Source organism: Stutzerimonas stutzeri RCH2 (genome assembly GCF_000327065.1).
Classification (GTDB): domain Bacteria; phylum Pseudomonadota; class Gammaproteobacteria; order Pseudomonadales; family Pseudomonadaceae; genus Stutzerimonas; species Stutzerimonas stutzeri_AE.
The window spans coordinates 3,493,505-3,516,459 of the sequence record NC_019936.1 but is presented as its reverse complement, the minus strand read 5'-3'; the positions used below and the strand labels follow the sequence as shown (position 1 = coordinate 3,516,459).

Below are 22,955 nucleotides of genomic sequence, written 5' to 3'. Positions count from 1 at the left end.
TCCAAGGATCCGCATTACATGTCGCGTCAGTCTCTAGAACTGGCCCAGCCACCTCGCGTGTTGGCTTCGGCTATCGGTGTCGCCCTTACCGCTTTTTCCGTTCCCTCAATGGCCCAGACCGTCCCCGCGGCGTCATCGCCCAGCGAAGCGCCGGTTGCACTCGATGAGGTGACGGTGATCGGCGAGCAGGAACAGGCCTACAAGGCCGCTACATCCGCCTCGAAGAAATACACGGCACCGCTGCGTGAAACACCGAAGTCGGTCACCGTGATCACCGACCAGGTAATTCGCGACACCGGTTCGCTGACGCTGGTCGATGCCTTGCGCACCACCTCCGGCATTACCTTCGGCGCGGGCGAGGGCGGCAACCCGGCGGGCGACCGGCCGATCATCCGTGGCTTCAACGCTGAGAGCGACACCTTTATCGACGGCCTGCGTGACCTGGGCTCGCAGACCCGCGAGATCTTCAACGTGGAGAGCATCGAAGTGAGCAAGGGGCCGGGCTCCGCCTACACCGGTGCCGGCTCCACGGGCGGCAGCCTCAACCTGATCAGCAAGACCGCCAAGCAACGCGATTTCGGCGATGCCAGCGTCACCCTTGGCTCGGATCAGACCCGTCGCTACACCCTGGACGTCAACCGCATGCTGGGTGACAACGTCGCCGGCCGCCTGAACCTGATGAAACACGAGGCCAACGTTGCCGGCCGCGATGGCGTGGACGTCAGCCGCTGGGGCGTGGCGCCGACGATCACCTTCGGCTTTGATACGCCGACCCGGGCGACGCTGTCCTACTACCACCTGGAAACGGACGACATGCCCGATTACGGCATTCCGCTGACGGTGGCTACGCCGGCCAATCCACGTCGCGAGCCGGTCAAGGTTGATCGCGACAACTTCTACGGTCTGAAGAGCCGCGATTTCCGTGAAAGCACCACGGATGCCGGCACCATTCGGCTCGAGCATGACCTGAACGAAAACCTGACCATCTCCAACACCGCACGTATCGCCCGCACCACGCTGGATTACATCGTCACCAATCCGGACGATTCGCGTGGCAACGTGCCCAATGGCCTGGTTTCACGCTCTGCCAAGAGCCGCAACTCCAACACACAGAGCTGGGTGAACCAGACCGATCTGACCGCACGCTTCGATACCGGCAGCATCGAGCACACCCTGGTAACGGGCGTGGAAATTAGCGATGTCGGCGTGCACAACCGGCCTTACGTGGTGACCCCGGGCGCCGGCGGCAACAGCTGTACGCCGGCGCACCTGGCATCCGGCGACTGCACCAGCCTGTCCAACCCGAGCCCCAAGGATGCCTGGACCGGCAGCATCGCGCGCAGCACGGCGACGACCGATACCGACACCGAAACGCTGGCGGCCTATGTCTTCGATACGCTGAAGTTCAATGAGCAATGGTCGCTGAACATGGGCCTGCGCTACGACGACTACGAAACGGAGCAGAAAGCCGTCTCTACCGCCGGTGTGATAACCCGTCCGGAGAACAAGAACCACTTCTGGAACTACCAGCTGGGCCTGGTCTTCAATCCGCTGCCCAACGGCAGCATCTACGCGGCCTGGTCGACTTCCAGCAATCCGTCCGGCGAGACGGGTGGCGAGGGTGCCGATGCGCTCAGCGTGGGCAATGAGATCCTCGATCCGGAGCGCAACCGTAACTACGAGATCGGAACCAAGTGGGACTTCTTCGACGAGCGCCTGGGCCTGACCGCCGCACTGTTCCGCACCGAGAAGACCAACGCGCGGGTGACCAACGCCAGCGGTTTCCAGGAAAGCATCGGTGAAACCCAAGTCGACGGTCTGGAACTGAGCGCGACCGGCCAGTTCACCCGCAACTGGCAGGTCTTCGCCAGCTACACCTACCTGGACGCCGAGCTGGTCAAGTCCGGCGCCGCCAATATCGGCACGCGGGCCAATCCGATCTACGTCGAGGGTCTGTATGACGGCAACGAGGTGCCCAGCACGCCGAAGCACAGCTTCAGCTTCTGGAACACCTACAACCTCACCCAGGACCTGACCATCGGTGGCGGCGCGACCTATGTCGACTCCCGCTTCGGCGATGCGGCGAACAACATCGAGGTACCTGAGTACTGGCGCTACGACGCCATGGCGGCCTATCGCGTGAGCAAGAACCTTGACCTGCAGCTGAACGTGCAGAATCTGACGGACAAGCGCTATTTCGATCAGGTCTACGGCTCCCACATGGCACACGTGGCCGCTGGGCGCACCGCGCTGCTGAGCACGAACTTTCATTTCTGATCACCCGCCCGCGCGTCAGTCCTACCCACACCCCGGCCTAGCCGGGGTTTTTTTGTCCGTCCCTCTGTAGGAACGGCCCATGCGCACCGTTCCGCTTGCTCTCCACCCCCCCCGCTGATGCTTCCAGGGGAGCGAAAGTCCGCCCCAGTAGACTTAATCCTTTTACGACATTAAGATTACAAAAATAAACACAAACAATTCGCATTCATAACGAGTGTTTTTTATTGGGGGTAGAGATGTCTCAGCGGTCACGCTTCAACACAACGAAAATGGCAACTGCCGTACGAATGGCGGTGTACGGGTTGCCTTTGCTCGCATCGGCGCAGTGCGCCTTTGCTGCGCCTACCGATACGGTCACGCTGGATTCGATGGAGGTCGTGGAGAAGCGCGACAGTTACCGCGTCGAGCGCACCAAGGTGGCCACCAAGACCGACACGCAGCTGCGCAACATTCCGCAGTCCATCACCGTCGTGACCGACAAGCAGATCAAGGACCAGAACATGCAGAGCATGGCGGACGTCGTCCGCTACGTGCCTGGCGTGCAGATGGCGCAGGGCGAGGGACATCGTGATGCTCCGATCCTACGGGGCAATACCTCGACAGCCGACTTTTTTGTCGATGGGATGCGTGACGATGTGCAGTACCTACGCGACCTATATAACGTCGAGCGAGTCGAGGTACTCAAGGGGGCCAGTGGCATGGTCTTCGGCCGCGGCGCCAGCGGTGGCCTGATCAACCGTGTGACCAAGCAGGCCAACTGGACCGATGGTCACGAACTGGGCCTGAATTATGGTTCTTGGAAGAACCGCCGGATGACCGGCGATTTCAATGAGGCGGTCAATGAGAACGTCGCAGTGCGGTTGACCGCGATGTTCGAAGACTCCGAGAGCTTCCGCGACGATGTGGATCTGGAGCGTTGGGCCATCAACCCGACCGCCACATTCCGCGTCAGCGATGCAACCACCGTCGAGGTAGGTTACGAGCACTTCGATGACGATCGCACCGTCGACCGTGGCGTGCCGTCGCTCAATGGCAAACCGATGAAGCTGGACGAGTCGACCTTCGTCGGTAACGCGGATCTCAGCTATGCCACCGCGAAGGTCGATGCCCTGAATGCGCGGGTAACGCATGAGTTTTCCGACAACGTCACCCTGGTCAACCAGACCCGTTTCGCCGATTACGAGAAGTTCTACCAGAACGTCTTTCCGGGTTCCGCCGCAGCGACCAGCTCGTCAATCAGCATTGGCGCCTACAACAACGCCACCGACCGCACCAACCTGATCAACCAGACCGATGTGACCATCGCCACCAGTGCCATGGGCATGGATCACACCATCCTGGTCGGTGGCGAGCTAAGCCGCCAAGTGACCGAGAATTTCCGTGAAACGGGTTTCTTTCACCCAACAGACAATACGAAAACGTCTGTCAAGGTGACGCCACAGAGTCCCCGTTACGGCGGGCCGGTATATTTCCGCCAGAGCGCCACCGATGCAGACAACCGCAGTACGACCAAGACCGCAGCGCTCTATCTGCAGGACCAGATCGAGCTCAACTCGCAGTGGGAATTGATCCTTGGTGCGCGCTACGACAAGGTAAAGATCGATCACAGCAACTACCGCAACGGTCAGCGACTTTCGAGCTCAGACGACCTGGTGTCGCCGCGTGCCGGCCTGATCTACAAGCCGCTGGATGACCTGTCCTTCTACGCCAGCTACAGCAAGGCCTATGTGCCGCGCGCGGGCGAGCAGCTTGCCGGACTTACCGCCGCCACCCAGGCGCTCGATCCGGAAGAGTTCACCAACCGTGAAGTCGGCGTGAAATGGGACATCAACCCGCGTCTGGCCGCCACCGCTGCGGTCTACCGCCTCGATCGCACCAACGTCGCGATTACTGATCCCGACAACAACGCCCGCTCGATTCTGGTTGACGGACAGCGCGTGGATGGCGTTGAGCTTGGTCTGACTGGCAATCTGACTGATGCCTGGCAAATCATTGGTGGCTATGCCTACCAGGAAAGCGAAATCAAAACGCCCGGCGCGAGCGATGGCAACAAGCTCAGTCAGGTACCGCGCAACTCCGTCTCGCTCTGGAACCGCTACAACTTCAACTCCCAGTGGGGCGTCGGGCTTGGTGCCGTCTATCAGAACGCGGTGTATGCCAGTGCCGACAACAAGGTCGAGCTGCCCAGCTTCGTGCGCGTCGACGCTGCGGTCTATTACGCCGTCAGCCCCGACCTGCGTCTGCAGCTGAATGTCGAGAACCTGCTGAACGAGGACTACTACGCTTCCGCCCACAGCAACAACAACATTCTGCCTGGCGCACCTCGCGCATTTGGAGTTGGTGCGAATCTATCTTTCTGAGTCGTCCCGTCTGCTGGCGCGGCACTAGACGTGCTTCGTCAGCTCCCCGGGCCTGGTTCCTCGTTGGGATCTTCAAGCAGCGTCCACCCGGTGGATGCTGCTTTTTTTTGTCTACTGGTGGCTCATCCGGGGGCTCAGGTTATCAATACAAATCCCGCCGATAGCGTCCCTGTTCGCTCAGTTGCTCCAGCTGCGCCTCACCGAGCAGGCCAAGCAGTATTTGCTGCACCTCCTGCCCCATACCTTCCAGGCTGCCGCAGACGTAGATCGCCGCGCCCTGATCGACCCAGCAGCGTAGTTCGTCAGCCGCATCCCGCAGTGCATCTTGCACATAGCGCTTTTGGGGCTGGTCGCGAGAGAACGCCACGTCCAGCCGCTGCAGATGGCCGCTTTCACGCCACTGTGCCAATTCTTCGTGGAAGAGAAAGTCGTGCGCCGCGTTGCGCTCGCCGAACAGCAGCCAGTTGCGCGAGCCGGGCTGCGCCGCGCGTTCGCGCAAGTGCGCGCGCAGCCCGGCGATGCCCGTACCGTTGCCGATCAGGATGAGTGGCGTGGCGGCGTCCCGGCCGTGGAATGAGGGGTTGCTGCGGATGCGCAGATCGATCTCTTCGCCAATGGCGGCGTAGCGGCATAACCAGCCGGAACCGAGCCCGGGAGTGCCGTCGCTGTGGAAGGCTTCGCGCACCACCAGCTGCACGGCGCCGTCCGCGGGTATCGAGGCGATGGAATATTCGCGGTGCGGCAACGGCGGCAAGGCCAGCAGCGCCTCGGCGTCGACGCCATGCAGGTCGCCAGTCGCGGGCAGATGCCTTCTGGACAGCTGTGCGGCCAGGCTCTGGCCGTCGACCAGCGCAGATGGATCGAGGCCCACATCGTGCAACAAGGCTTCGATGCGCGCGAGCGCGTGGCGCGGGCCGATCTCGACGATATCGCCGGCGCGCCATGATGTCTTTTCACTCGGCGGGGCAAGGGTCAGCAGATGTACCGGCGCACCGGAACTGCCGGCGTTGAGGCAACGGCGGCCTGTCAGGCGCCAGGGTTGATAGGGTGCCGGCAGCCAGTCGCTGAAATTGCTGTTGCCGCTCAGGTGGGCGAGCTGGTGTTGCCAGTGACGCAGCACGCCAGGATCGCCGCGATCGGCTTCCAGCCGGTCGAACAGCGGCACGCCCCCCAGCTGGCGCAGACGCTCGTCGAGGCGGCGGCCGAAAGCGCAGAAATCCCGGTACTGGCGATCACCGAAGGCCAGCACGCTGTACTCGAGGTCCTGCAGCTGCAGATTTGCCGCGTTCAGGCGCTGTTCGAAGCGGGCGCCGTTGTCCGGCGCTTCGCCTTCGCCATAGGTGCTGACGACGAACAGGATGCGCCGCGCTGGCAGCCGGCTCGGCTCCAGCGCATTCAGCGGCAGCAGCTGCACGTTCATGCCCGCTTCGCGAAGCTGCTCGGCACTGCGCTCGGCATAGAGCCGGGCTTGCCCGCCCTGGCTGGCATAGGTCACCACAAGCGCCGAGGTCGCGTCGGTAGATGCTGCTTTGCGGCGTAGCTGTCCGCGCCAGCAATACAGCGACATGGCCAGATAGACGAGGACGACTACGGCAGCGCTGATCGCTCGTGGCGGCTGCCACCATAGCAGCAGCGCAGCGACGGCGAGGCAGCCGAGCAGTGGCGACAGACGCCGGACGGATTGGCAAGGTCTGGGCAAGAAGCGGACTCGTTACGGGGAATGCGGTAGCGGTCGCTGCCTGAGCGTCAGTGCTCAGGCAGCGGGCTAGCGTCAGGGCGACAGCACTTCCAGGGTTGCGCTGTAGCTGGCGCGGCGCTCGGTGGCCGGCTTGCTGACGCCCTTGGTGGTGGTCAGCTCGGCTTCCATCCAGTACATGCCGGCTTCCGGCCAGGTGATGCTGACCTTGCCGTCCTTGTCGGTTTTCGCCTTGATCTCACCGAGCTCGTCGCGGTAGCGGTTGCCACCCGGAATCACGCTGATCTCGACATCGGCGGCCGGCTTGCCGTCGAGCAGGAAGACGAAGTCTGCCGCTTCGCCGGCAAACAGGTCGTTGGGGTGGGTGACGGGCTTGAGCTCCAGGCCCTGGCCGGTCGGTGCAAGTACTTCGCTGGACGGCGCGCCGGAGGTGACGAACACTTCCATGCGGTTGCTGGTCTGGCTGACCTTGAGCCCTTCGGCCTTCGCCGGGACGTCCTTGGCGAAGCTTTCTGCGGTGCCCATCCAGCGGCGCTGCTGACCGTTTTCCTTCCAGCTGGCGAACAGGCCATTGTTGGCCACGGCCAGTTTGTACGTTCCCTTCTGGCTCAGCTGTACATCGAAGGTACTGCGGTAGCGGCCGACAGCGCCGTTCTGCGCGGAAACCTTCGAGCCATCTGGCGCGATGATCTGCAGCTCGGGAACCGGCCGTGCGCGCATGCCCGGCGGACCGCCTGCCGGGGCCTGGGCTGTCTCGCCGATGCCCTTGAGGCGCATCGGTACGTGTTCGAAGTAGAACAGATCGTTGGAAACGGCAGCGTCGACGGTGATCCACGGCTCTTCGCCGGAGAGCACGGTGGCCGAGGGCAGCATCCAGGCGCGGTGGGCCTGGGCCGACAGCGGCAGACAGACGGCGAGCGCCAGGGTGGTCCATTTGATGACGGGTTTCATGGCGTGCTTCCTGTTCATGGGGTCAGCTTGAGGGTGATTGCGCCCAGTTCGCTCTGGCCCTGGGCTTGGTGCTCGGCGCTCTGCTGAGGCGGCCAGCTGAAGGGAACACGCAGCAGTTCGCGGCCGCCGACTTCACGGGCGGCTTCGACCACCACGCGGTATTCGCCAGCTTCCAGCGCCTTCAGGGCCGGATGCTGATCCGAGAACTTCAGCGAGTGGCTGCCCACGGCGCGGGTAGCACCGCTGACACCATCGACCGGCATCTCCAGACTGCGGCCGCTGCGGCGCCACCACTGGCGCAGGTCCTTGAGCCACTTCTCGCCTTCCTTGTCCTTGAGCTTGGTGTCGTACCACACCGCCAGGTTGGCAACGTGGCTCTGGTCCGGGCGCTCGAGCCAGATGGCGACATAGGGGCGGTGGTACTCGGCGACATCCAGACGCGGGATTTCCACGTCCAGCTGCAGGTCCGCCGCGTATAGCGGGGCGCTGAGCAGGGCGAGGGGCAACAACAGGCGTTTACGCATGAGCAGTCCTTAATGAATGAAGAGCAGCGCCAGCAGCAGCGGAATTACCAGCCCCAAACCCACCAGCGGCCAGGTACTGGGACGGCTGCCGGCGTGACGTTGCAGGAGCAGCAGGCCGGTGAGGCTGAACACCACACAGGCAACGGCGAAGAAGTCGATGAACCAGCTCCAGGCCTCGCCGGTATGGCGGCCCTTGTGCAGGTCGTTGAAGTAGGCGATCCAGCCGCGGTCGGTCGACTCGTATTCCAGTTCACCGGTTTCGCTACTCAGGCTCAGCCAGGCGTCGCCGCCGGGGCGAGGCAGGGCGACGTAGAGTTCGCCATCGCTCCACTCGGCCTCACGTCCGGCCAGGCGAATGTCCAGCGTCTGCTCCAGCCAAGCGCGCAGTTCGACGGGCAGGCCCGACTCGGGCGCTTTGGCTTGTAGTTGGGCGAGCAGCGGATCGGGAAGCTGCGCGGCGCGGCTTTGCACCTGGGGTCTGCTTTCGATCTGGCCGGCGTGGTTGAGCGTGATGCCGGTGACCGAGAACAACAGCATGCCAACCAGGCACAGCGCCGAGCTGATCCAGTGCCATTGGCGCAACGTGCCGAGCCACAGACGCATGGTGATCCTTGCCTTGTAGAAAAGTGGTGCGAATTCTAGGGGGCCTCGACGAGAAGATGCTAAAGATTTACAAACAGCATACATTCGCGTCTTGATTGTATTCGGCCCGGATGAGAAACAACGAAGCCGGGTTGAACCCGGCTCGTTGTATTTCTAGGCGGTTAGAAGGTGAAGTTGGCGGATAGCCACAGGCGGCGGCCTTCTTCCAGCGTACCGCTAGTCGCAGCTGCCGACTGGATGTAATCGGAGGCCCAACCCGACGTTCCAGTGTTGGTGGTGTAGTAAGTGCCCTCGGTAAAGTCCTTGTCGAAGAGGTTGTAGATGGTTGCGTTGAGGGTGACGCTTTCCGAGGCTTTAAATGAACCGCCGAGGTGGAAGACTTCGTACGCTTTCAAATCGCCCGCAGCGTCATAAAGTGCCTGATTTGCTGCGGTCAGGTTTTCATAGCGATCGGTGAAGCGCGTTCGCTCGCCTCGGTACTCACCCTTGAACCACAGGTTCAGCCGGTCTGTGGTCTGCCAGCTGATGCGTGCATGAAGCATGTGTTCTGGAGTGTTGGTCAGAGGGGCGCCTTTGTTTGCGCCACTCTTTTGTTCGCTATCGGTGTAGGTGTAATTCATAGCCAGTGCCCAAGCCGGGGCGAACTCCCAGCGCCCCGCCAGTTCAAGACCTTGGGTAACGGCTTCGTCGATGTTCACACTTTGGGCGAAGGAGTCTTGCGTGAAACCGCTACCGAAGCTGACGCAGCCAGGCTGGTTCGGATTTGTTGCAGAGAAACAGTTCGCGATCGGCGTTCCATCATCGATCTTGTCGTCGAACTTGTTATGGAACACGGTCGCGTTCGCGCTGAAGCCGCTGAGGTTATCGAAGTAGACGCCGAATTCGGTATTGGTAGTGACTTCCGGATCTAGGTCCGGGCTGCCAACCGTGATGACCGCGCCTTGACTGGTGACACCACTGATGCCGTCGTGAAGCTGGTTAAGCGTGGGCGTTTTGTATCCGCGGCTCACGCCACCTTTCATCGTCCAATTGTCATTTGTATTCCAGACCAGATAAGCGCGTGGGCTGATGTGGCCACCGAATGCTTCATGGTCTTCATAGCGAGCACCCAGCGTCAAAGCCAGGTCGTGGCGTAGACGCCACTCGTCTTCGACGAACATCGCCCATGATTTCTGCTGAAAGTCGTCGTCGGCAATGCCGTCCGTGACCTTGGCGTCCCAGTACTGGCCCCCAACGGTAAGGATGTGCGATTCGCCAACCGGGCTGACCAGTTTGGTGTCGAGGATCAGATCGGTGGATTTCAGCTCGCGGTCATCGCCGATGACGATCGAAGGGTAGCCGGTGTAGGAGTTGCCGATGGGCGTTCCAGGAATCGTACGCCCGATGGTTTCGGTGGTGTTGTGCGTTAGGCTGCTATCCAGCGTGCCGAAACTGAAGCGCCCGGTATGGCTAAGAGCAAACTGGTCGCGTTCGAAGCGCAGTTCGTCAGCATATCCGTTGGCTTTGGTCGGTGCGTCTGCGGTGCAGCCATCGTTGGCGCTGCCGCCGTTCTTACCGTCGAGGTTTCCTAGCTGGCAGTCGTCGTTGTTGTAGACCTGACGGCCACGCTCGAAATCCAGGGAGATGTCATGTGCTTCGTCAGGGGTAAGCGTTAGACGGGCGCCGAGCACATGGTTGCGTCCCTCGACAGGTGAGGCCCCACGTTTGCTAACAGGGCTGTCATTGTCAAAAGATAAATCAGATTCGGCGCGGTCATACAGGCTGCCCCGAACAGCAAGCCCGAGCAAGTTATCGATGAGAGGGCCACTGGCATATAGGCTGGTATTGCTGGTGTCACCGTAATCGCGATTCTCTTGGAAAGTGTGGTCGAGGCTGACCGACCCGCCCCATTCGTTCGCCACTTTCTTGGTAATGATATTGACCACACCGCCCATCGCATCCGAACCGTATAGGGTCGACATTGGGCCGCGGATCACTTCGATGCGCTCGATGGCCGACATCGGGGGCATAAAGCTGGTGGACGTTTCGTTGAACCCGTTAGGGGTGACGTTACCGGCAGTGTTCTGCCGGCGCCCATCAATCAAGATCAATGTGTAGTCGCTGGGCATGCCGCGGATGCTGATATTCAGCCCGCCGGTCTTGCCTGTGCCCTGGCGGATATCGATGCCTTCCACGTCGTCCAACGCCTGCGCCAGATTGCTATAGCGCTTCTGCTGCAGGTCTTCACGGCTGATGACGCTGATGCTCGCCGGCGCTTCGGTGATCTTCTGTTCGAAGCCGGAGGCGCTGACGACCGTGTCGTTGAGCGTGACAGGCGCGTTCTGGGCGAGGGCCGTCCAGCTGCAGCCGATCATGGCGCAGGACAGGGCGGTACGTGAGAAGGGGATAGACATGCGGGCTCCTTGTAGCCGTCTCGTTGGCGCACGCATGATAATCATTCGTAAACGAGAATTTACGGTTTACTGCGTTTCGTTCTCAATTGAATTGTTGAATCGCTCTCTAGCCCTTGCATAGCGTGGGTTCGGAATTTGTAAGCAGATATGTAACAAGCGGACCAAATGGTCAACTTTTCTCACGGCATCTGGATTTCGATGACGCCGTCGGCGTTGATCGTGACCTGACGAGTGCCTGCCTCGATCTCCGGTACCGGGGCCGATTCCATCATGTCCATCTTCATGGCGCTGCTACGCATGACCGGCTGAAAGCCACCGCCGTTGAGGTTTAGGCTCACCAGCTTGTAACCGCTGCCACCGAGCGCTTCGGTCGCCAGCTGCGCCCGGGCCTGGAACGCGGCTACGGCATCCTTGAGCAAAGCATCCTCGTTCTGCTTGCGGATCGGATCGGAGACACTGAAATACATACCGCCCATCTTCAGGCTTTTCATCAGTTCGGCGGTCAGTTTCGACAGGCTGGCGAAATCGCCGCTTTCCAGACGCAGCTCCGCACGCTCTCGCCAGCCGGTGATCTGTTGACCCTTGTCGTCGTAGACCGGGTAGCTGTTGCGGCTGCCCTGGCTGACGATCACGTCCTTGTTCTGGCGAGCGGTCTGCAGCGCCTGGTTCAACGTGCGAGTGGTCTGCGCCGCGAGTTCGGCGGGGTCGCTGTGCTGGGCTTCGCTGTAGAGCGTGACGTGCATGCGGTCATGGGCCACTTCGCTGCTGACTTCGGCGCGCAGGGCAACCTGGTTGTAGCGGGCCTCTTCGGCCATGGCGGGCAGGCTGGTGATGCTCGCGACCACGGCGACGAAGGCTGCGCGGCGGAGGAGGGATGGGTGCATAACGGGTCCTTGGCATGGGCACCGGGACGGTGCGGTAGCTCAAGACTCTAACTCCGCCAGCGAATGCGTGCAGCAGTCCGTGCGTCGAGTTGCCGCATTTCGGGCTGGCTTGCGAACGGCTTGGTTATACTCCGCCGAATTGTTGGAGACTCCATGTACGCATCCGTCCCGCTGCTGTCCGCCAGTCGGCAGAACCTTCGGCTTCTGACCCTTATTCGCATCGTGGTGCTGGCCGCACAGTCCGGCGCGGTCGGTGTGGCTTACGCAACCCAGCTGCTGACGCTGCCCTGGCTGGCGCTGGGCATCACCTTGGCGGTGTCCGCTGTGCTTTGCCTGGGGACCGCGCTGCGCTTGCGCGGGCCCTGGCCGGTAACCGAGCTCGAATATGCAGTGCATCTGGGCTGCGATCTGCTGGTCCACAGCGCCCTGCTGTATTACTCGGGCGGCTCGACCAATCCCTTCGTTTCCTATTATCTGGTTCCGCTGACGATCGCCGCGGCGACATTGCCCTGGCTGTATTCCATCGTGCTTTCCGGGCTGGCGCTGCTGGGCTATACGCTCATGCTGGTGTGGTACGACCCGCTCACCCTGCCTCCATTCGAGCGCGCGACGCTGCAGGTCTATGGCATGTGGCTGAGCTTCGCCCTGGCGGCGGCGCTGATCACCTTCTTCGTCGCGCGCATGGCCGAGCAGCTGCGCCGCCAGGAACAGCAACAAGCCCAGCGCCGTGAGGAGAGCATGCGTGACCAGCAGCTGCTGGCCGTGGCGACCCAGGCCGCTGGTGCCGCCCATGAACTGGGCACGCCGTTGGCGACCATGAGCGTCCTGCTCAAGGAACTGCGGCAGGAATATAACGACGAGCAGCTGAACGAGGATCTCGGTCTGCTGCAATCGCAGGTCCAGCTTTGCAAGGAAAGCCTGCGCCAGCTGGTTCGTGCTGCCGAGGCTGATCGGCGGCAGGCCGTGGTCGAGCAGACGGCGCGCGAATGGGTCGAATCGGTGCTACAGCGCTGGCACCTCATGCGTCCCGAGGCCACCTACCGCTTCCACTGTGTGGGCCTCGGCAGCGCGCCGAAGCTGATGCCACCGGCGGACCTCAGCCAGTCGCTGCTCAATCTGCTGAACAACGCCACCGACGCCAGTCCGGAAGATCTCGAGATTCGCCTGGACTGGGATGCACAGTGGATTCGGCTGACCATCCGCGATCATGGTGCTGGCGTGCCGCTGGCCATCGCCGAGCAGATTGGGCGGCCATTCATCACGACCAAGGGCAAGGGTTTCGGCCTTGGTCTGTTTCTCAGCCAGGCCAGCGTTACGCGCGCTGGCGGCACAGTGAAGCTCTACAATCACGAAGAAGGTGGCACACTGACCGAACTGCGCTTGCCGCATGGCTCGGTACGCGCCTGACCCTGATCGTGACCAATGCGAGGAAATGCACAGATGACCGACGAGTTGCAGCAAGAGGGCGAAGAACAACCTCACCTGCTGTTGGTGGATGACGATCCGACGTTCACCCGGGTGATGGCTCGCGCCATGAGCCGCCGTGGGCTGCAGGTCAGCATCGCCGGTTCGGCCGAAGAGGGCCTGGCCCTGGCCAAGCAGGATATTCCCGACTATGCAGTGCTTGACCTGAAGATGGAGGGCGATTCGGGGCTGGTACTGCTACCCAAGCTGCTCGAGCTGGACCCGGAGATGCGGGTGCTGATCCTGACCGGCTATTCGAGCATCGCCACGGCGGTGGAAGCGATCAAGCGTGGCGCCTGCAATTACCTGTGCAAGCCTGCCGACGCCGACGATGTGCTGGCCGCACTGCTGTCTCAGCATGCCGACCTCGACAGCCTGGTACCGGAAAATCCCATGTCGGTCGACCGCCTGCAGTGGGAGCATATCCAGCGGGTGCTCAGCGAGCATGATGGCAACATTTCCGCTACGGCCCGCGCGCTGGGCATGCACCGGCGGACATTGCAGCGCAAATTGCAGAAGCGTCCGGTTCGACGCTGATTCGAAGCGGCAATTGCGCGGGGGCCGGACGTCGTCAGCGACACGGCCGTCGAGCCCTCGCGTAGCTCATGCTTTATGCTTGCACCTCTAGTAGTTGCAGGCTTTTCCCATGTTTTCCCTCGTTCTGCAGACCCTGAGCGTCACTGCTCCGGTGTTTGCCATGCTGTTTCTTGGCGTCGCGCTCATGCGCCTGCGCTGGATCGACTCGGCGTTCGTCCATACTGCCTCGTCGCTGGTGTTCAAGGGCACCATGCCGACTCTGCTGTTTATCTCGATCATCAAGGCCGATCTGAGTGCGGCGCTGCAGCCTGCACTGCTCCTTTATTTCGTGCTCGCGACCGTGGCCACCTTTGCCTTGGCCTGGCTCTGGGCCCTTTGGCGCTGCCCGGCTCCGGATCGTGGGGTTTACGTTCAGGGTGCGTTTCGTGGCAACAACGGGATTGTCGGTCTGGCGCTGGCCAGCAGTCTTTATGGTGATTACGGCCTTTCGCTCGGCGGCGTGCTCGCTGGTGTGGTGATCCTCGTCTACAACAGCCTCTCGGCCGTGGTGCTGGCCATCTATAGCCCGGACGGACGCGTCGGTCCGAAGGACATTCTGCTCAGCATTCTGCGCAACCCTTTGATTATCGGCGTAGTGGCGGCCGTACCGTTTGCTTATTGGCAAGTCGCTTTGCCTGGTTGGCTGATGACGTCGGGGCAGTACTTTGCGCAGATGACCTTGCCGCTGGCGCTAATCTGCATCGGCGCGACGCTTTCTCTGGATGCATTGCGCAAAAGCAGCGGCAGCGCACTGAGTTCGAGCCTGATGAAGATGGTCTGGTTGCCGGCGCTCGCAACGCTGGGTGCCTGGGCCTGTGGCTTCCGGGGCGCGGAGCTGGGCATTCTGTTTCTCTATTTCGCCAGCCCGACCGCGGCGGCGAGCTTCGTCATGGCACGTGCCGTGAATTCCAATCACCAGCTTGCTGCGACGATCATCGTCATCACGACGCTGATGGCGGCGCTGAGCATCAACGCGGGGCTGTTCCTGTTGGGCTGGCTGGGCTGGATCTAGGCTGCCTGTCGACGCACTTCTGCGCCGTTCGTCGCCAATGCGGTGTTTCGGTTTAAGAATCGCAGTGCGATGGTCGTAATCGGTCATCAGGCCTCAGAAAAAAAAGCGCGTTTCCGTCAAATTGCCCTGGACGTTCAACGGCTTGCCTAGCGAGGTGGCCGCTCTATGTTCTAGGGAATCATTCATGGCTTTTTTCACACCTACGAACCGATCACTGACGCGGGATGATATCCGTGTGGTGAACCTGCGCCGGCTGACACTGCCAGCTTTGGCGATCGTGCTGAGCGTAAGTCTGGCAAGCTTCGCCGGTGGGGTATGGGTAGGCGCTGATCGGCACGCGCAGATCGAAATCACGCATCTGGACGATGTGTCGGAGGGCGAAGGCCGCTTCGCAATTGCCCGCGTGGGCGAGGTGGTAGGACGGTTGAAGTCCCTTGAGTCCGACCTGATCGCGCTGCAGCAGATGATGGATCAACAGCAGACGCTGCACGGCCAGTTGTCTGCTCTGGACCCGACGCTGTTGCCGGTTCTGGTGCCGGATCGTCCCGCGCGTGCCGGGAGCGTGGGGCAGGGTGGCGCGCTGTTGCCTGCGCGCGGTTGTTCCGGCGAGCTTTCGGCCGAAAGCGAACGCGCCACCCTCGCCGATCTGCAGCGCAGCGAAACCTCTGCGCGCTGCATGCGCGTAATGCTCGATAGTCTGATGCAGCGAGTCGCCGAACGTAACGCAGCGCTGATGGCCATCCCTTCGAAACGACCGGTGGGAGAGGCTCGTCTGGGCTCTTCATTCGGCAATCGTATCGATCCCTTCCGCAAGACCCTGGCATTCCATTCGGGCGTCGATTTCGCCTTGAAATCCGGCTCCGACGTCATTGCCGCGGCTGGCGGTCGGGTGCGTTTCGCCGGTTACCGCGGTGCCTACGGCAAGCTGGTGGAGATCGACCATGGCAATCGTCTGGTTACCCGCTACGCGCATCTGTCGCGACTGGATGTACGCCAGGGTGACCTGGTTACCCCGGCGCAGCGCATCGGCGCCGTAGGCTCTACCGGACGTTCGACCGGCCCGCACCTGCATTTCGAAGTGCTGCACAAGGGCCGCTTCGTCGACCCGCAACGCTTCCTGGCCCTCGGCGATCTGGAGCGCATCAGCGATGCCATGGCTGAGGACTAAGCGCCCGACCACCCGCGAACTGCTGCGCGCCGAACACCGACCACATGCGGCCCGTAGCGTGCGAACCGGCCGCTGGATCATTTTCGGGTTGCTGTGCGTGATCGGCGCGTTGCTCTATCTGCGCGACCAGGAACAAACGCAGCATGCGCAGCGGGTCGAGGCACTCGGTCGGGAGACTCAGGCAATGAAGGCCGAGCTGGAGCAGGTTCGCCTGCAGCGCCAGGAAACTCAGGCCACCGAAGAGCAACTGCTCAGGCGTATCGCCACGCTATCGGCGCAGGTCGAGCGCCTGCAGACCGATGTGGCTTTCTTCCGTCAGCAGAAGAAAGCCCGTTAATTTTCTGGAGTAGATGATGTTCAAGAAGAAGTCCGAATCCCGCGTCACCATTGACCAGTTTTCCAGCCTGATCTCCGGCAATCTTGCATTGGTCGGGGATGTGACGTTCGAAGAGGGGCTGAAGGTCAGTGGCGAGGTGCGCGGCAATGTCAGTCACAAGGCTGGCACTCACAGCCTGCTGGCGCTAAGTGCCGAGGGCCGGATCGAGGGAAACGTCAGTAGCTACGATGCGCTGATCGACGGGACCATCGTCGGCGATCTGGTGGTCGAGCATCTGCTCGAACTGCACTCCAATGCGCGGGTCCGCGGCAACATCCGTTATCGCCAATTGAGCATGGAAAACGGCGCGGTGGTCGATGGCACCCTCAGCCGTATGGGGGACGCGGAGGAGAGCGCGCAGGTGCTCGAGCTGCCGCGCCCGCAGGCGCGCGAAGGCTGAATAGGGCGGGCCCGACAGGCCCGCCCGGTGGCTCGGCTTGTTATCCGCGCTGGGCTTTCCAGGCGCGGCCGGCGATGACCAGCAGCGTGATCGCAGTCAGCGGCAGTGCATAGCCCAGCATGGCGTCGCCAAAGGTTTCCGCGAACGGGCGGCCGGTACTGGTCAGCACCAGGTACAGGGTGTAAGCCACGTAATAGGCGACGAACAGGGCGCCTTCCCAGCGCTTGATGCAGTAGCCGGCGAAGAAGATCGGCAGGCAGGCTACCGCTACCGCGATCATCACCGGGAAATCAAAGGCTAGCGCGTTCGAAGACACACCGATCGCCTGCGGCGACACCAGCGAGGCCAGGCCGAGTACGCAGAGCAGGTTGAAGATGTTGCTGCCAACGATGTTGCCGACGGCGATATCGCGCTCGCCGCGAAAGGCCGCCATGATCGAGGTGGCCAGTTCTGGCAGTGAGGTGCCGATGGCGATCACGGTCAGGCCAATGACCAACTCCGATAGGCCGAGCGCCCGGGCCAGGGCCACGGCGCCCTCGACGAGGAAATTGGAGCCCACCACCAGCAACACCAGGCCTGCGATCACCAGGCCAGCGTTGATCAGCCCAGCATGCGGCTTGGCCGGCTCATCCAGGCCGAACTCCTTGGCAAACTCGTCGTCGACTTCCGCAGCTTTTTCGCGGCGACTGCTTATGATCAGGAACAGCGTGTAGACCACTACCGCGGTGAACAGCAGTGCACCGTCGATACGGCTGAGTTCGCCGTCCCAGGCCAGGCCGAAGGTCACCAGGCTGGCGCCGATCATGATCGGCACATCCAGGCGGATCAGTTGACGCGATACCACCAGTGGTGCGACCAGTGCGGTCATGCCGAGAATCAGCAGTACGTTGGCGATGTTGCTGCCCACGACGTTACCAATCGCGATGTCACCGCTGCCATTGAGTGCGGCCTGCACGCTGACGGCCGTCTCCGGCGCGCTGGTGCCGAAGGCGACCACGGTGAGGCCAATGACCAGTGGGGAGATGCCGAACTGGGCGGCGAGTTTGGCTGCACCTCGCACCAGGACCTCCGCGCCGGCAACGAGCAGCACCAGGCCGGCTATGAGGTAGACAAAGGTCATCAGGGTCACGATGGGGCGCTCCGCAAAAAATCCAGAAAGTGGGTGTTTCAGCGCTGGTGTTGCCAGGCGCGCAGGAAGATCACCAAAAGCGTGACGGCCGTCAAGGGGAAGGCGAACCAGAGCATCGCATCGCGCAGCAATTCGATGGCACCGAGCCCCGTGGCGAACATCACCAAGTAGAGGGTGTACGCGACGTAATAGGCGAAGAACAACAGGCCTTCCCAGCGTTGAATGCAGTAACCGGAAAAGAAGATCGGCAGGCAGGCAACGAATACCGCCAGCATCACCGGAAAGTCGAACGACTGCGCATTGGGTGATATGGACAGGCCGTCCGCGGCTACCGCGGCGCCGGCGCCGAGCACCAGCAACAGGTTGAAGATGCAGCTGCCCACGACATTGCCGACGGCAATGTCGCGTTCACCCTTGATAACCGCCAGCACGGAGGTTGCGAGCTCGGGCATCGAGGTGCCGACCGCTACGACTGTCAGTCCGATGACCAGCTCCGACAGACCCAGCGCGCGAGCCAGCCCGACGGCCCCTTCGATCAGCAGATTAGAGCCGCCGACCAGCAGGCCCAGGCCCAGCAGGATCAAAAACAACTGGAGCACCCAGGCGTATGGCTTTTCGGCTTCGGCGGGGCCGAATTCCGCAGCGAACTCGTCGGCGTCGATGGCCGGCTTCTCTCGCTTGCTGGCGACGACCAGGAACGCGGTGTAGCCGATCAGGGTGATGAGCAGCAGCGTGCCATCCAGGCGGCTGATGCTGCCGTTCCAGGCCAAGCCGTAGCAGAGCAGGCCGGCACCGATCATCACCGGGACGTCCAGGCGGATCAGTTGCCGAGACACCACCAGCGGGGCTATCAGTGCGGAAATGCCGAGAATCAGCAGGATATTGGCGATGTTGCTGCCAATCACGTTGCCTACCGCGATGTCACCGCTGCCATTTAGCGAGGCCTGCACGCTGACGGCGGTTTCGGGGGCGCTGGTGCCAAAGGCGACCACCGTCAGGCCGATGATCAGCGGTGGAATGCCGAAGCGACTGGCCAGCTTTGCTGCGCCGCGTACCAGGGATTCGGCACCCACCACCAGCAGCACCAGCCCGCCGAGCAGATAGGCGAAAGTCACCAGCGACATACAAGCGCTCCTTTAAAAGCAGATTCAGCGCTAACGGCGGGTGTCGAATTCGGAATTTTGTCGGTCATGGGAGGGTTTCAATACGTACGCGGGCCACGCCGCTTTTCAGCATGTCCAGTTGCATCGCGGCGGCGCGTGAAAGGTCGATGATTCGGCCGCGGCGGAATGGCCCGCGGTCATTGATGCGCACCACCACTTGCTTGCCGTTCTGCTCGTTGGTCACACGCACTCTGGTGCCGAAGGGAAGGCTGCGATGCGCCGCTACCAGGGCGTTCTGATCGTGCAGCTCGCCATTGGCGGTGCGTTGGCCATGATGCATTCGTGCGTAATAGGAGGCTTTGCCGCTCTGGCTGAAGCGATCCTGGGCTGTGGGCGGCGCTTTGGTCGGTTGCGTCGATTGGCGATCTGCGCATCCGCTGGCCAATATGGCGAGCAAAAGCAGGGCAGTGAGGCGTGTCAGGCGCATGAACAATCCTTCCGTTGGGTCGATCGCTGAGTCGGCGATGGCCCGCGGCAGGTATGGCGACGTGATTGCGGTGCCGGGAGCATGCTGGTGATGTCCGCGACTGCAGAGATTGCAATCGCGGACAGCCATCGCTCAGCTTAGCCTTCGAGCTTTTTCTTCAGCAGTTGGTTCACCTGGCCGGGGTTGGCCTTGCCCTTGGACGCCTTCATCGCCTGGCCGACGAAGAAGCCGAACATCTTGCCGCGTTTGGTTTCGTCGCTGGCGCGGTACTGTTCGACCTGCTCGGCGTTGGCCGCGAGCACTTCGTCCAGCATCTTCTCGATGGCGCCGGAGTCAGTGACCTGCTTGAGGCCTTTCTTCTCGATGATCTCGTCAGCCGAGCCTTCGCCAGCGGCCATCGCCTCGAAGACCATCTTGGCGATCTTGCCGCTGATGGTGTCGTCCTTGATACGCAGGATCATGCCGCCCAGCTGCTCGGCGGTGACTGGCGACTGTTCGATGTCCAGGCCGTCCTTGTTGAGCAGGCTGGACAACTCGCCCATCACCCAGTTGGCCGCCAGCTTGGCATCGCCGCAGGTAGCGTTGACCTGTTCGAAATAGTCGGCCAGCTCGCGACTGGCGGCCAGCACCGTGGCGTCGTAGGCGGACAGGCCGAACTCGCTCTCGAAGCGTTCGCGCTTCTGCACCGGCAGCTCCGGCAGACTGGCGCGCACTTCGTCGAGGAAACTCTGCTCGATCACTACCGGCAGCAGGTCGGGGCAGGGGAAGTAGCGGTAGTCGTTGGCTTCTTCCTTGCTGCGCATGGAGCGCGTCTCGTCCTTGTTCGGGTCGTACAGGCGGGTTTCCTGTACCACCTTGCCGCCGTCCTCGATCAGCTCGATCTGCCGTTGCACCTCGTGGTTGATCGCCTTTTCGATGAAACGGAACGAGTTGACGTTCTTGATCTCGGCGCGGGTGCCGAACTCGGCCTGGCCCTTGGGTCGCACCGAGACGTTGCAGTCGCAGCGCAGCGACCCTTCGGCCATGTTGCCGTCGCAAATTCCGAGGTAACGGACGAGCGCATGGATCGCCTTCACATAGGCGACCGCTTCCTTGGCCGAGCGGATGTCCGGCTCGGAGACGATTTCCAGCAGCGGAGTGCCGGCGCGGTTGAGGTCGATGCCGCTCATGCCGTGGAAGTCTTCGTGCAGGCTCTTGCCGGCGTCCTCTTCCAGGTGCGCACGAGTGATGCCGATGCGCCGGCTGCTGCCGTCTTCCAGGGTGATGTCCAGATAGCCCTTGCCGACGATGGGATGGTCCATCTGGCTGGTCTGGTAGCCCTTGGGCAGGTCAGGGTAGAAGTAGTTCTTGCGCGCGAAGACGTTCTTCGGCGCGATCTCGGCTTCGATCGCCAGGCCGAACTTGCAGGCCATGCGCACGGCTTCGGCATTGAGCACCGGCAGGGTGCCGGGCATGCCGAGGTCGACCAGGCTGGCCTGGGTGTTGGGCTCGGCGCCGAAAGTGGTGGCGCTGCCGGAAAAGATCTTCGACTGGGTCGCGAGCTGTGCGTGAATCTCCAGCCCGATCACGGTTTCCCACTGCATCTTCAATCTCCTCAGAATCCGGCCGGGGCGCGCGCGTGCCAATCGGTGACTTGTTGATACTGGTGCGCCACGTTCAGCAGGCGCGCTTCCTGGAAGTACGGGGCGAGCAGCTGTACGCCTACCGGCAGGCCATCGATGAAGCCGGCCGGCATCGACAGGCCCGGAATGCCCGCCAGGTTGGCGGTGATGGTGTAGATGTCCTCGAGGTAGGCGGACACCGGATCGGCGTTCTTCTCGCCCAGCTTCCAGGCCAGGTTCGGCGTGGTCGGCCCGAGGATCAGGTCGACCTGCTCGAAAGCAGTGACGAAATCCTGCTTGATCAGACGGCGGATCTTCTGCGCTTTGAGGTAGTAGGCATCGTAGTAACCGGCCGACAGCGCGTAGGTGCCAACCATGATGCGTCGCTTGACCTCGTCGCCGAAGCCTTCAGCGCGCGAGCGCTTGTAGAGATCGGTGAGGTCGACCGGGTTTTCGCAGCGATAGCCGAAACGCACGCCATCGAAACGCGAGAGATTGGAGGAGGCCTCGGCCGGCGCGATCACATAATAGGAAGGAATCGCATGCTGCATGTTCGGCAGGCTGATGTCCTTTACCGTGGCGCCGAGCTTTTTCAGCTCCTCGACGGAAGCCATCACGGCGTCAGCGATCTTCGGGTCCAGACCCGCGCCGAAGTACTCCTTCGGCAGGCCGATGCGCAGGCCGGCGAGTGGCTGGCTCAGTGCGGCGAGGTAGTCGTCCAGCGGCTGGTCGACGCTGGTGGAGTCCTTAGCATCGAAGCCGGCCATGGCCGACAGCAGCAGCGCGCAATCTTCGGCCGTGCGCGCCATCGGGCCGCCCTGATCGAGGCTCGAGGCATAGGCCACCATGCCCCAGCGCGAAACCCGGCCGTAAGTCGGCTTGAGGCCGGTGAGGTTGGTCAGCGCGGCTGGCTGGCGGATCGAACCGCCGGTGTCGGTGCCGGTAGCAGCAGGCAGCAGACGCGCCGCGATGGCCGCTGCGGAGCCGCCGGAGGAGCCGCCCGGTACGCGGGACGGGTCCCAGGGGTTCTTCACCGGGCCGTAATAGCTCGACTCGTTGGCCGAGCCCATGGCGAATTCGTCCATGTTCAGCTTGCCGAGGGTGACCGTGCCGGCAGCGGCGAGGCGTTCCACTACGGTGGCGTTGTACGGGGCTTTGAAGTTGTCGAGAATCTTCGAGCCGCAGCTGGTACGGATGCCCTGAGTGCAGAACAGGTCCTTATGGCCGATCGGCGCACCGAGCAGCGCGCCGCTTTCACCGGCGGCGCGACGCGCGTCGGCGGCCTTGGCCTGGGCGATGGCGAGTTCATCGGTGACGCTGATGAAGCTGTTCAGCTGCGGATCGAGCTGTTCGATGCGTGCCAGCAGGGTGCGCGTCAGCTCTTCGGCGGAGAAGCGCTTCTCGGCAAGGTTGCGGGCGATTTCGGCAAGTGTCAGGTTGTGCATGTCGGTGTCCTTCATCACTCGATCACTCGCGGAACCAGATAGAGACCGTCTTCCACGGCAGGCGCGATGGCCTGATAGGCATCACGCTGGTTGGTTTCCGTGACCGCATCGGCGCGCAGTCGCTGGGTCGTCTCCAGCGGGTGGGCCAAGGGCTCGATGCCGGTGGTGTCGACCGCCTGCATGCGATCGATCAGGCCCAGAATGTTGTTGAGGGTCTCGGTGGTGCGGGGCAGGTCGGCTTCAGACAGGCCCAGGCGGGCCAGGTGAGCGATCTTTTCCACCTCGGTGCGTTCAAGCGCCATCGGGTATCTCCAGCGGAAAGCGAATCGGGACTGCACCTTCCGTCGACTGGACGGGGTGCATGGCAGCACGGGACGAGCCGCGGCAATGGGCTTTCTGGCCCGGAAAAGCCGTCAATCTTACATGCCCGAGGCGGTTATCGGTAGCGTGGACGCGGTGCGCGGCCTTAGGATGAGTGGCGACCACCGTCATGCGACCTGGCGCGC

The 22,955-nt window shown here is 62.3% G+C and carries 20 protein-coding genes; 8 read left to right on the top strand and 12 right to left on the bottom strand.

The window, feature by feature from the left end:
- The first annotated feature begins 18 nt into the window (after positions 1-18).
- Positions 19-2,277, top strand: coding sequence for a TonB-dependent receptor (locus PSEST_RS16265; protein ID WP_015278065.1), 2,259 nt, complete (start codon positions 19-21; stop codon positions 2,275-2,277).
- 293 nt (positions 2,278-2,570) lie between these two features.
- Positions 2,571-4,637: a TonB-dependent receptor gene (locus PSEST_RS16260; protein WP_232422585.1), complete on the top strand. Its 2,067-nt coding sequence runs from the start codon at positions 2,571-2,573 to the stop codon at positions 4,635-4,637.
- Between the two features lie 142 nt (positions 4,638-4,779).
- On the opposite strand, the gene PSEST_RS16255 is transcribed toward PSEST_RS16260, so the two are convergent.
- From PSEST_RS16255 to PSEST_RS16230, 6 genes are all read right to left on the bottom strand, one after another.
- The gene (locus tag PSEST_RS16255) at positions 4,780-6,336 is read right to left on the bottom strand and encodes a sulfite reductase subunit alpha (protein WP_080602185.1); all 1,557 of its coding nucleotides are present in this window, start codon (positions 6,334-6,336) and stop codon (positions 4,780-4,782) included.
- Between the two features lie 72 nt (positions 6,337-6,408).
- Positions 6,409-7,284, bottom strand: coding sequence for a DUF4198 domain-containing protein (locus tag PSEST_RS16250; RefSeq protein WP_015278062.1), 876 nt, complete (start codon positions 7,282-7,284; stop codon positions 6,409-6,411).
- Between the two features lie 14 nt (positions 7,285-7,298).
- The gene (locus tag PSEST_RS16245; RefSeq protein WP_015278061.1) at positions 7,299-7,808 is read right to left on the bottom strand and encodes a DUF2271 domain-containing protein; all 510 of its coding nucleotides are present in this window, start codon (positions 7,806-7,808) and stop codon (positions 7,299-7,301) included.
- 9 nt (positions 7,809-7,817) lie between these two features.
- On the bottom strand, positions 7,818-8,411 hold the full coding sequence (locus PSEST_RS16240; protein WP_015278060.1) for a PepSY-associated TM helix domain-containing protein: 594 nt from the start codon (positions 8,409-8,411) through the stop codon (positions 7,818-7,820).
- Positions 8,412-8,572: 161 nt separating this feature from the next.
- Positions 8,573-10,804 (bottom strand): TonB-dependent receptor domain-containing protein, encoded by a 2,232-nt coding sequence (locus tag PSEST_RS16235; RefSeq protein ID WP_015278059.1) that lies wholly within the window; start codon positions 10,802-10,804, stop codon positions 8,573-8,575.
- Between the two features lie 179 nt (positions 10,805-10,983).
- Positions 10,984-11,688 (bottom strand): SIMPL domain-containing protein, encoded by a 705-nt coding sequence (locus PSEST_RS16230; protein WP_015278058.1) that lies wholly within the window; start codon positions 11,686-11,688, stop codon positions 10,984-10,986.
- 153 nt (positions 11,689-11,841) lie between these two features.
- Between PSEST_RS16230 and PSEST_RS16225 the strand changes: the two genes are divergently transcribed.
- The 6 genes from PSEST_RS16225 to PSEST_RS16200 all read left to right on the top strand — a co-directional run bounded on the left by PSEST_RS16225 (position 11,842) and on the right by PSEST_RS16200 (position 16,684).
- Positions 11,842-13,095, top strand: a complete 1,254-nt coding sequence (locus PSEST_RS16225; protein WP_015278057.1) for an ATP-binding protein — start codon at positions 11,842-11,844, stop codon at positions 13,093-13,095.
- Positions 13,096-13,128: 33 nt separating this feature from the next.
- Positions 13,129-13,689 carry a response regulator transcription factor gene (locus PSEST_RS16220; protein WP_014821408.1) on the top strand — a complete coding sequence of 187 codons (561 nt, stop codon included), beginning with the start codon at positions 13,129-13,131 and terminating at the stop codon, positions 13,687-13,689.
- 109 nt (positions 13,690-13,798) lie between these two features.
- Positions 13,799-14,740 carry an AEC family transporter gene (locus PSEST_RS16215; RefSeq protein WP_015278056.1) on the top strand — a complete coding sequence of 314 codons (942 nt, stop codon included), beginning with the start codon at positions 13,799-13,801 and terminating at the stop codon, positions 14,738-14,740.
- A 184-nt stretch (positions 14,741-14,924) separates the two neighbouring features.
- Complete coding sequence (locus PSEST_RS16210; RefSeq protein ID WP_015278055.1) at positions 14,925-15,908, top strand: M23 family metallopeptidase; 984 nt, start codon at positions 14,925-14,927, stop codon at positions 15,906-15,908.
- Positions 15,889-16,245, top strand: a complete 357-nt coding sequence (locus tag PSEST_RS16205; RefSeq protein WP_041756754.1) for a hypothetical protein — start codon at positions 15,889-15,891, stop codon at positions 16,243-16,245. Before PSEST_RS16210 ends, PSEST_RS16205 begins: the two co-directional genes overlap by 20 nt.
- A 13-nt stretch (positions 16,246-16,258) precedes the next feature.
- The gene (locus PSEST_RS16200) at positions 16,259-16,684 is read left to right on the top strand and encodes a bactofilin family protein (RefSeq protein WP_041756753.1); all 426 of its coding nucleotides are present in this window, start codon (positions 16,259-16,261) and stop codon (positions 16,682-16,684) included.
- A 40-nt stretch (positions 16,685-16,724) separates the two neighbouring features.
- Here PSEST_RS16200 and PSEST_RS16195 read toward each other — a convergent pair whose 3' ends face one another.
- The 6 genes from PSEST_RS16195 to gatC form a co-directional block, all read right to left on the bottom strand.
- Positions 16,725-17,813, bottom strand: a complete 1,089-nt coding sequence (locus PSEST_RS16195) for a calcium/sodium antiporter (RefSeq protein WP_015278053.1) — start codon at positions 17,811-17,813, stop codon at positions 16,725-16,727.
- A gap of 38 nt (positions 17,814-17,851) precedes the next feature.
- The gene (locus tag PSEST_RS16190; protein WP_015278052.1) at positions 17,852-18,937 is read right to left on the bottom strand and encodes a calcium/sodium antiporter; all 1,086 of its coding nucleotides are present in this window, start codon (positions 18,935-18,937) and stop codon (positions 17,852-17,854) included.
- A gap of 64 nt (positions 18,938-19,001) precedes the next feature.
- Positions 19,002-19,403, bottom strand: a complete 402-nt coding sequence (locus tag PSEST_RS16185) for a septal ring lytic transglycosylase RlpA family protein (protein WP_015278051.1) — start codon at positions 19,401-19,403, stop codon at positions 19,002-19,004.
- A gap of 137 nt (positions 19,404-19,540) precedes the next feature.
- Positions 19,541-20,986, bottom strand: coding sequence for an Asp-tRNA(Asn)/Glu-tRNA(Gln) amidotransferase subunit GatB (gene gatB, locus PSEST_RS16180; protein WP_015278050.1), 1,446 nt, complete (start codon positions 20,984-20,986; stop codon positions 19,541-19,543).
- Between the two features lie 11 nt (positions 20,987-20,997).
- Entirely contained in the window at positions 20,998-22,449 is a 1,452-nt protein-coding gene (gene gatA / locus PSEST_RS16175; RefSeq protein WP_015278049.1) for an Asp-tRNA(Asn)/Glu-tRNA(Gln) amidotransferase subunit GatA, read from the bottom strand.
- 14 nt (positions 22,450-22,463) lie between these two features.
- Complete coding sequence (gatC, locus tag PSEST_RS16170) at positions 22,464-22,751, bottom strand: Asp-tRNA(Asn)/Glu-tRNA(Gln) amidotransferase subunit GatC (RefSeq protein WP_015278048.1); 288 nt, start codon at positions 22,749-22,751, stop codon at positions 22,464-22,466.
- Positions 22,752-22,955: the final 204 nt, after the last annotated feature.

What these genes read in the sequence shown, in the direction of transcription:
- PSEST_RS16220 (WP_014821408.1), top strand. Translation starts at nt 13,129, where the DNA reads ATGACCGACGAGTTGCAGCAAGAGGGCGAAGAACAACCTCACCTGCTG.
- PSEST_RS16235 (WP_015278059.1), bottom strand. Translation starts at nt 10,804, where the DNA reads ATGTCTATCCCCTTCTCACGTACCGCCCTGTCCTGCGCCATGATCGGC.
- PSEST_RS16265 (WP_015278065.1), top strand. Translation starts at nt 19, where the DNA reads ATGTCGCGTCAGTCTCTAGAACTGGCCCAGCCACCTCGCGTGTTGGCT.
- PSEST_RS16205 (WP_041756754.1), top strand. Translation starts at nt 15,889, where the DNA reads ATGCCATGGCTGAGGACTAAGCGCCCGACCACCCGCGAACTGCTGCGC.
- PSEST_RS16240 (WP_015278060.1), bottom strand. Translation starts at nt 8,411, where the DNA reads ATGCGTCTGTGGCTCGGCACGTTGCGCCAATGGCACTGGATCAGCTCG.
- PSEST_RS16190 (WP_015278052.1), bottom strand. Translation starts at nt 18,937, where the DNA reads ATGTCGCTGGTGACTTTCGCCTATCTGCTCGGCGGGCTGGTGCTGCTG.
- PSEST_RS16210 (WP_015278055.1), top strand. Translation starts at nt 14,925, where the DNA reads ATGGCTTTTTTCACACCTACGAACCGATCACTGACGCGGGATGATATC.
- PSEST_RS16200 (WP_041756753.1), top strand. Translation starts at nt 16,259, where the DNA reads ATGATGTTCAAGAAGAAGTCCGAATCCCGCGTCACCATTGACCAGTTT.
- gatC (WP_015278048.1), bottom strand. Translation starts at nt 22,751, where the DNA reads ATGGCGCTTGAACGCACCGAGGTGGAAAAGATCGCTCACCTGGCCCGC.
- gatA (WP_015278049.1), bottom strand. Translation starts at nt 22,449, where the DNA reads ATGCACAACCTGACACTTGCCGAAATCGCCCGCAACCTTGCCGAGAAG.
- PSEST_RS16225 (WP_015278057.1), top strand. Translation starts at nt 11,842, where the DNA reads ATGTACGCATCCGTCCCGCTGCTGTCCGCCAGTCGGCAGAACCTTCGG.
- PSEST_RS16245 (WP_015278061.1), bottom strand. Translation starts at nt 7,808, where the DNA reads ATGCGTAAACGCCTGTTGTTGCCCCTCGCCCTGCTCAGCGCCCCGCTA.
- PSEST_RS16185 (WP_015278051.1), bottom strand. Translation starts at nt 19,403, where the DNA reads ATGCGCCTGACACGCCTCACTGCCCTGCTTTTGCTCGCCATATTGGCC.
- PSEST_RS16215 (WP_015278056.1), top strand. Translation starts at nt 13,799, where the DNA reads ATGTTTTCCCTCGTTCTGCAGACCCTGAGCGTCACTGCTCCGGTGTTT.
- PSEST_RS16230 (WP_015278058.1), bottom strand. Translation starts at nt 11,688, where the DNA reads ATGCACCCATCCCTCCTCCGCCGCGCAGCCTTCGTCGCCGTGGTCGCG.
- PSEST_RS16250 (WP_015278062.1), bottom strand. Translation starts at nt 7,284, where the DNA reads ATGAAACCCGTCATCAAATGGACCACCCTGGCGCTCGCCGTCTGTCTG.
- gatB (WP_015278050.1), bottom strand. Translation starts at nt 20,986, where the DNA reads ATGCAGTGGGAAACCGTGATCGGGCTGGAGATTCACGCACAGCTCGCG.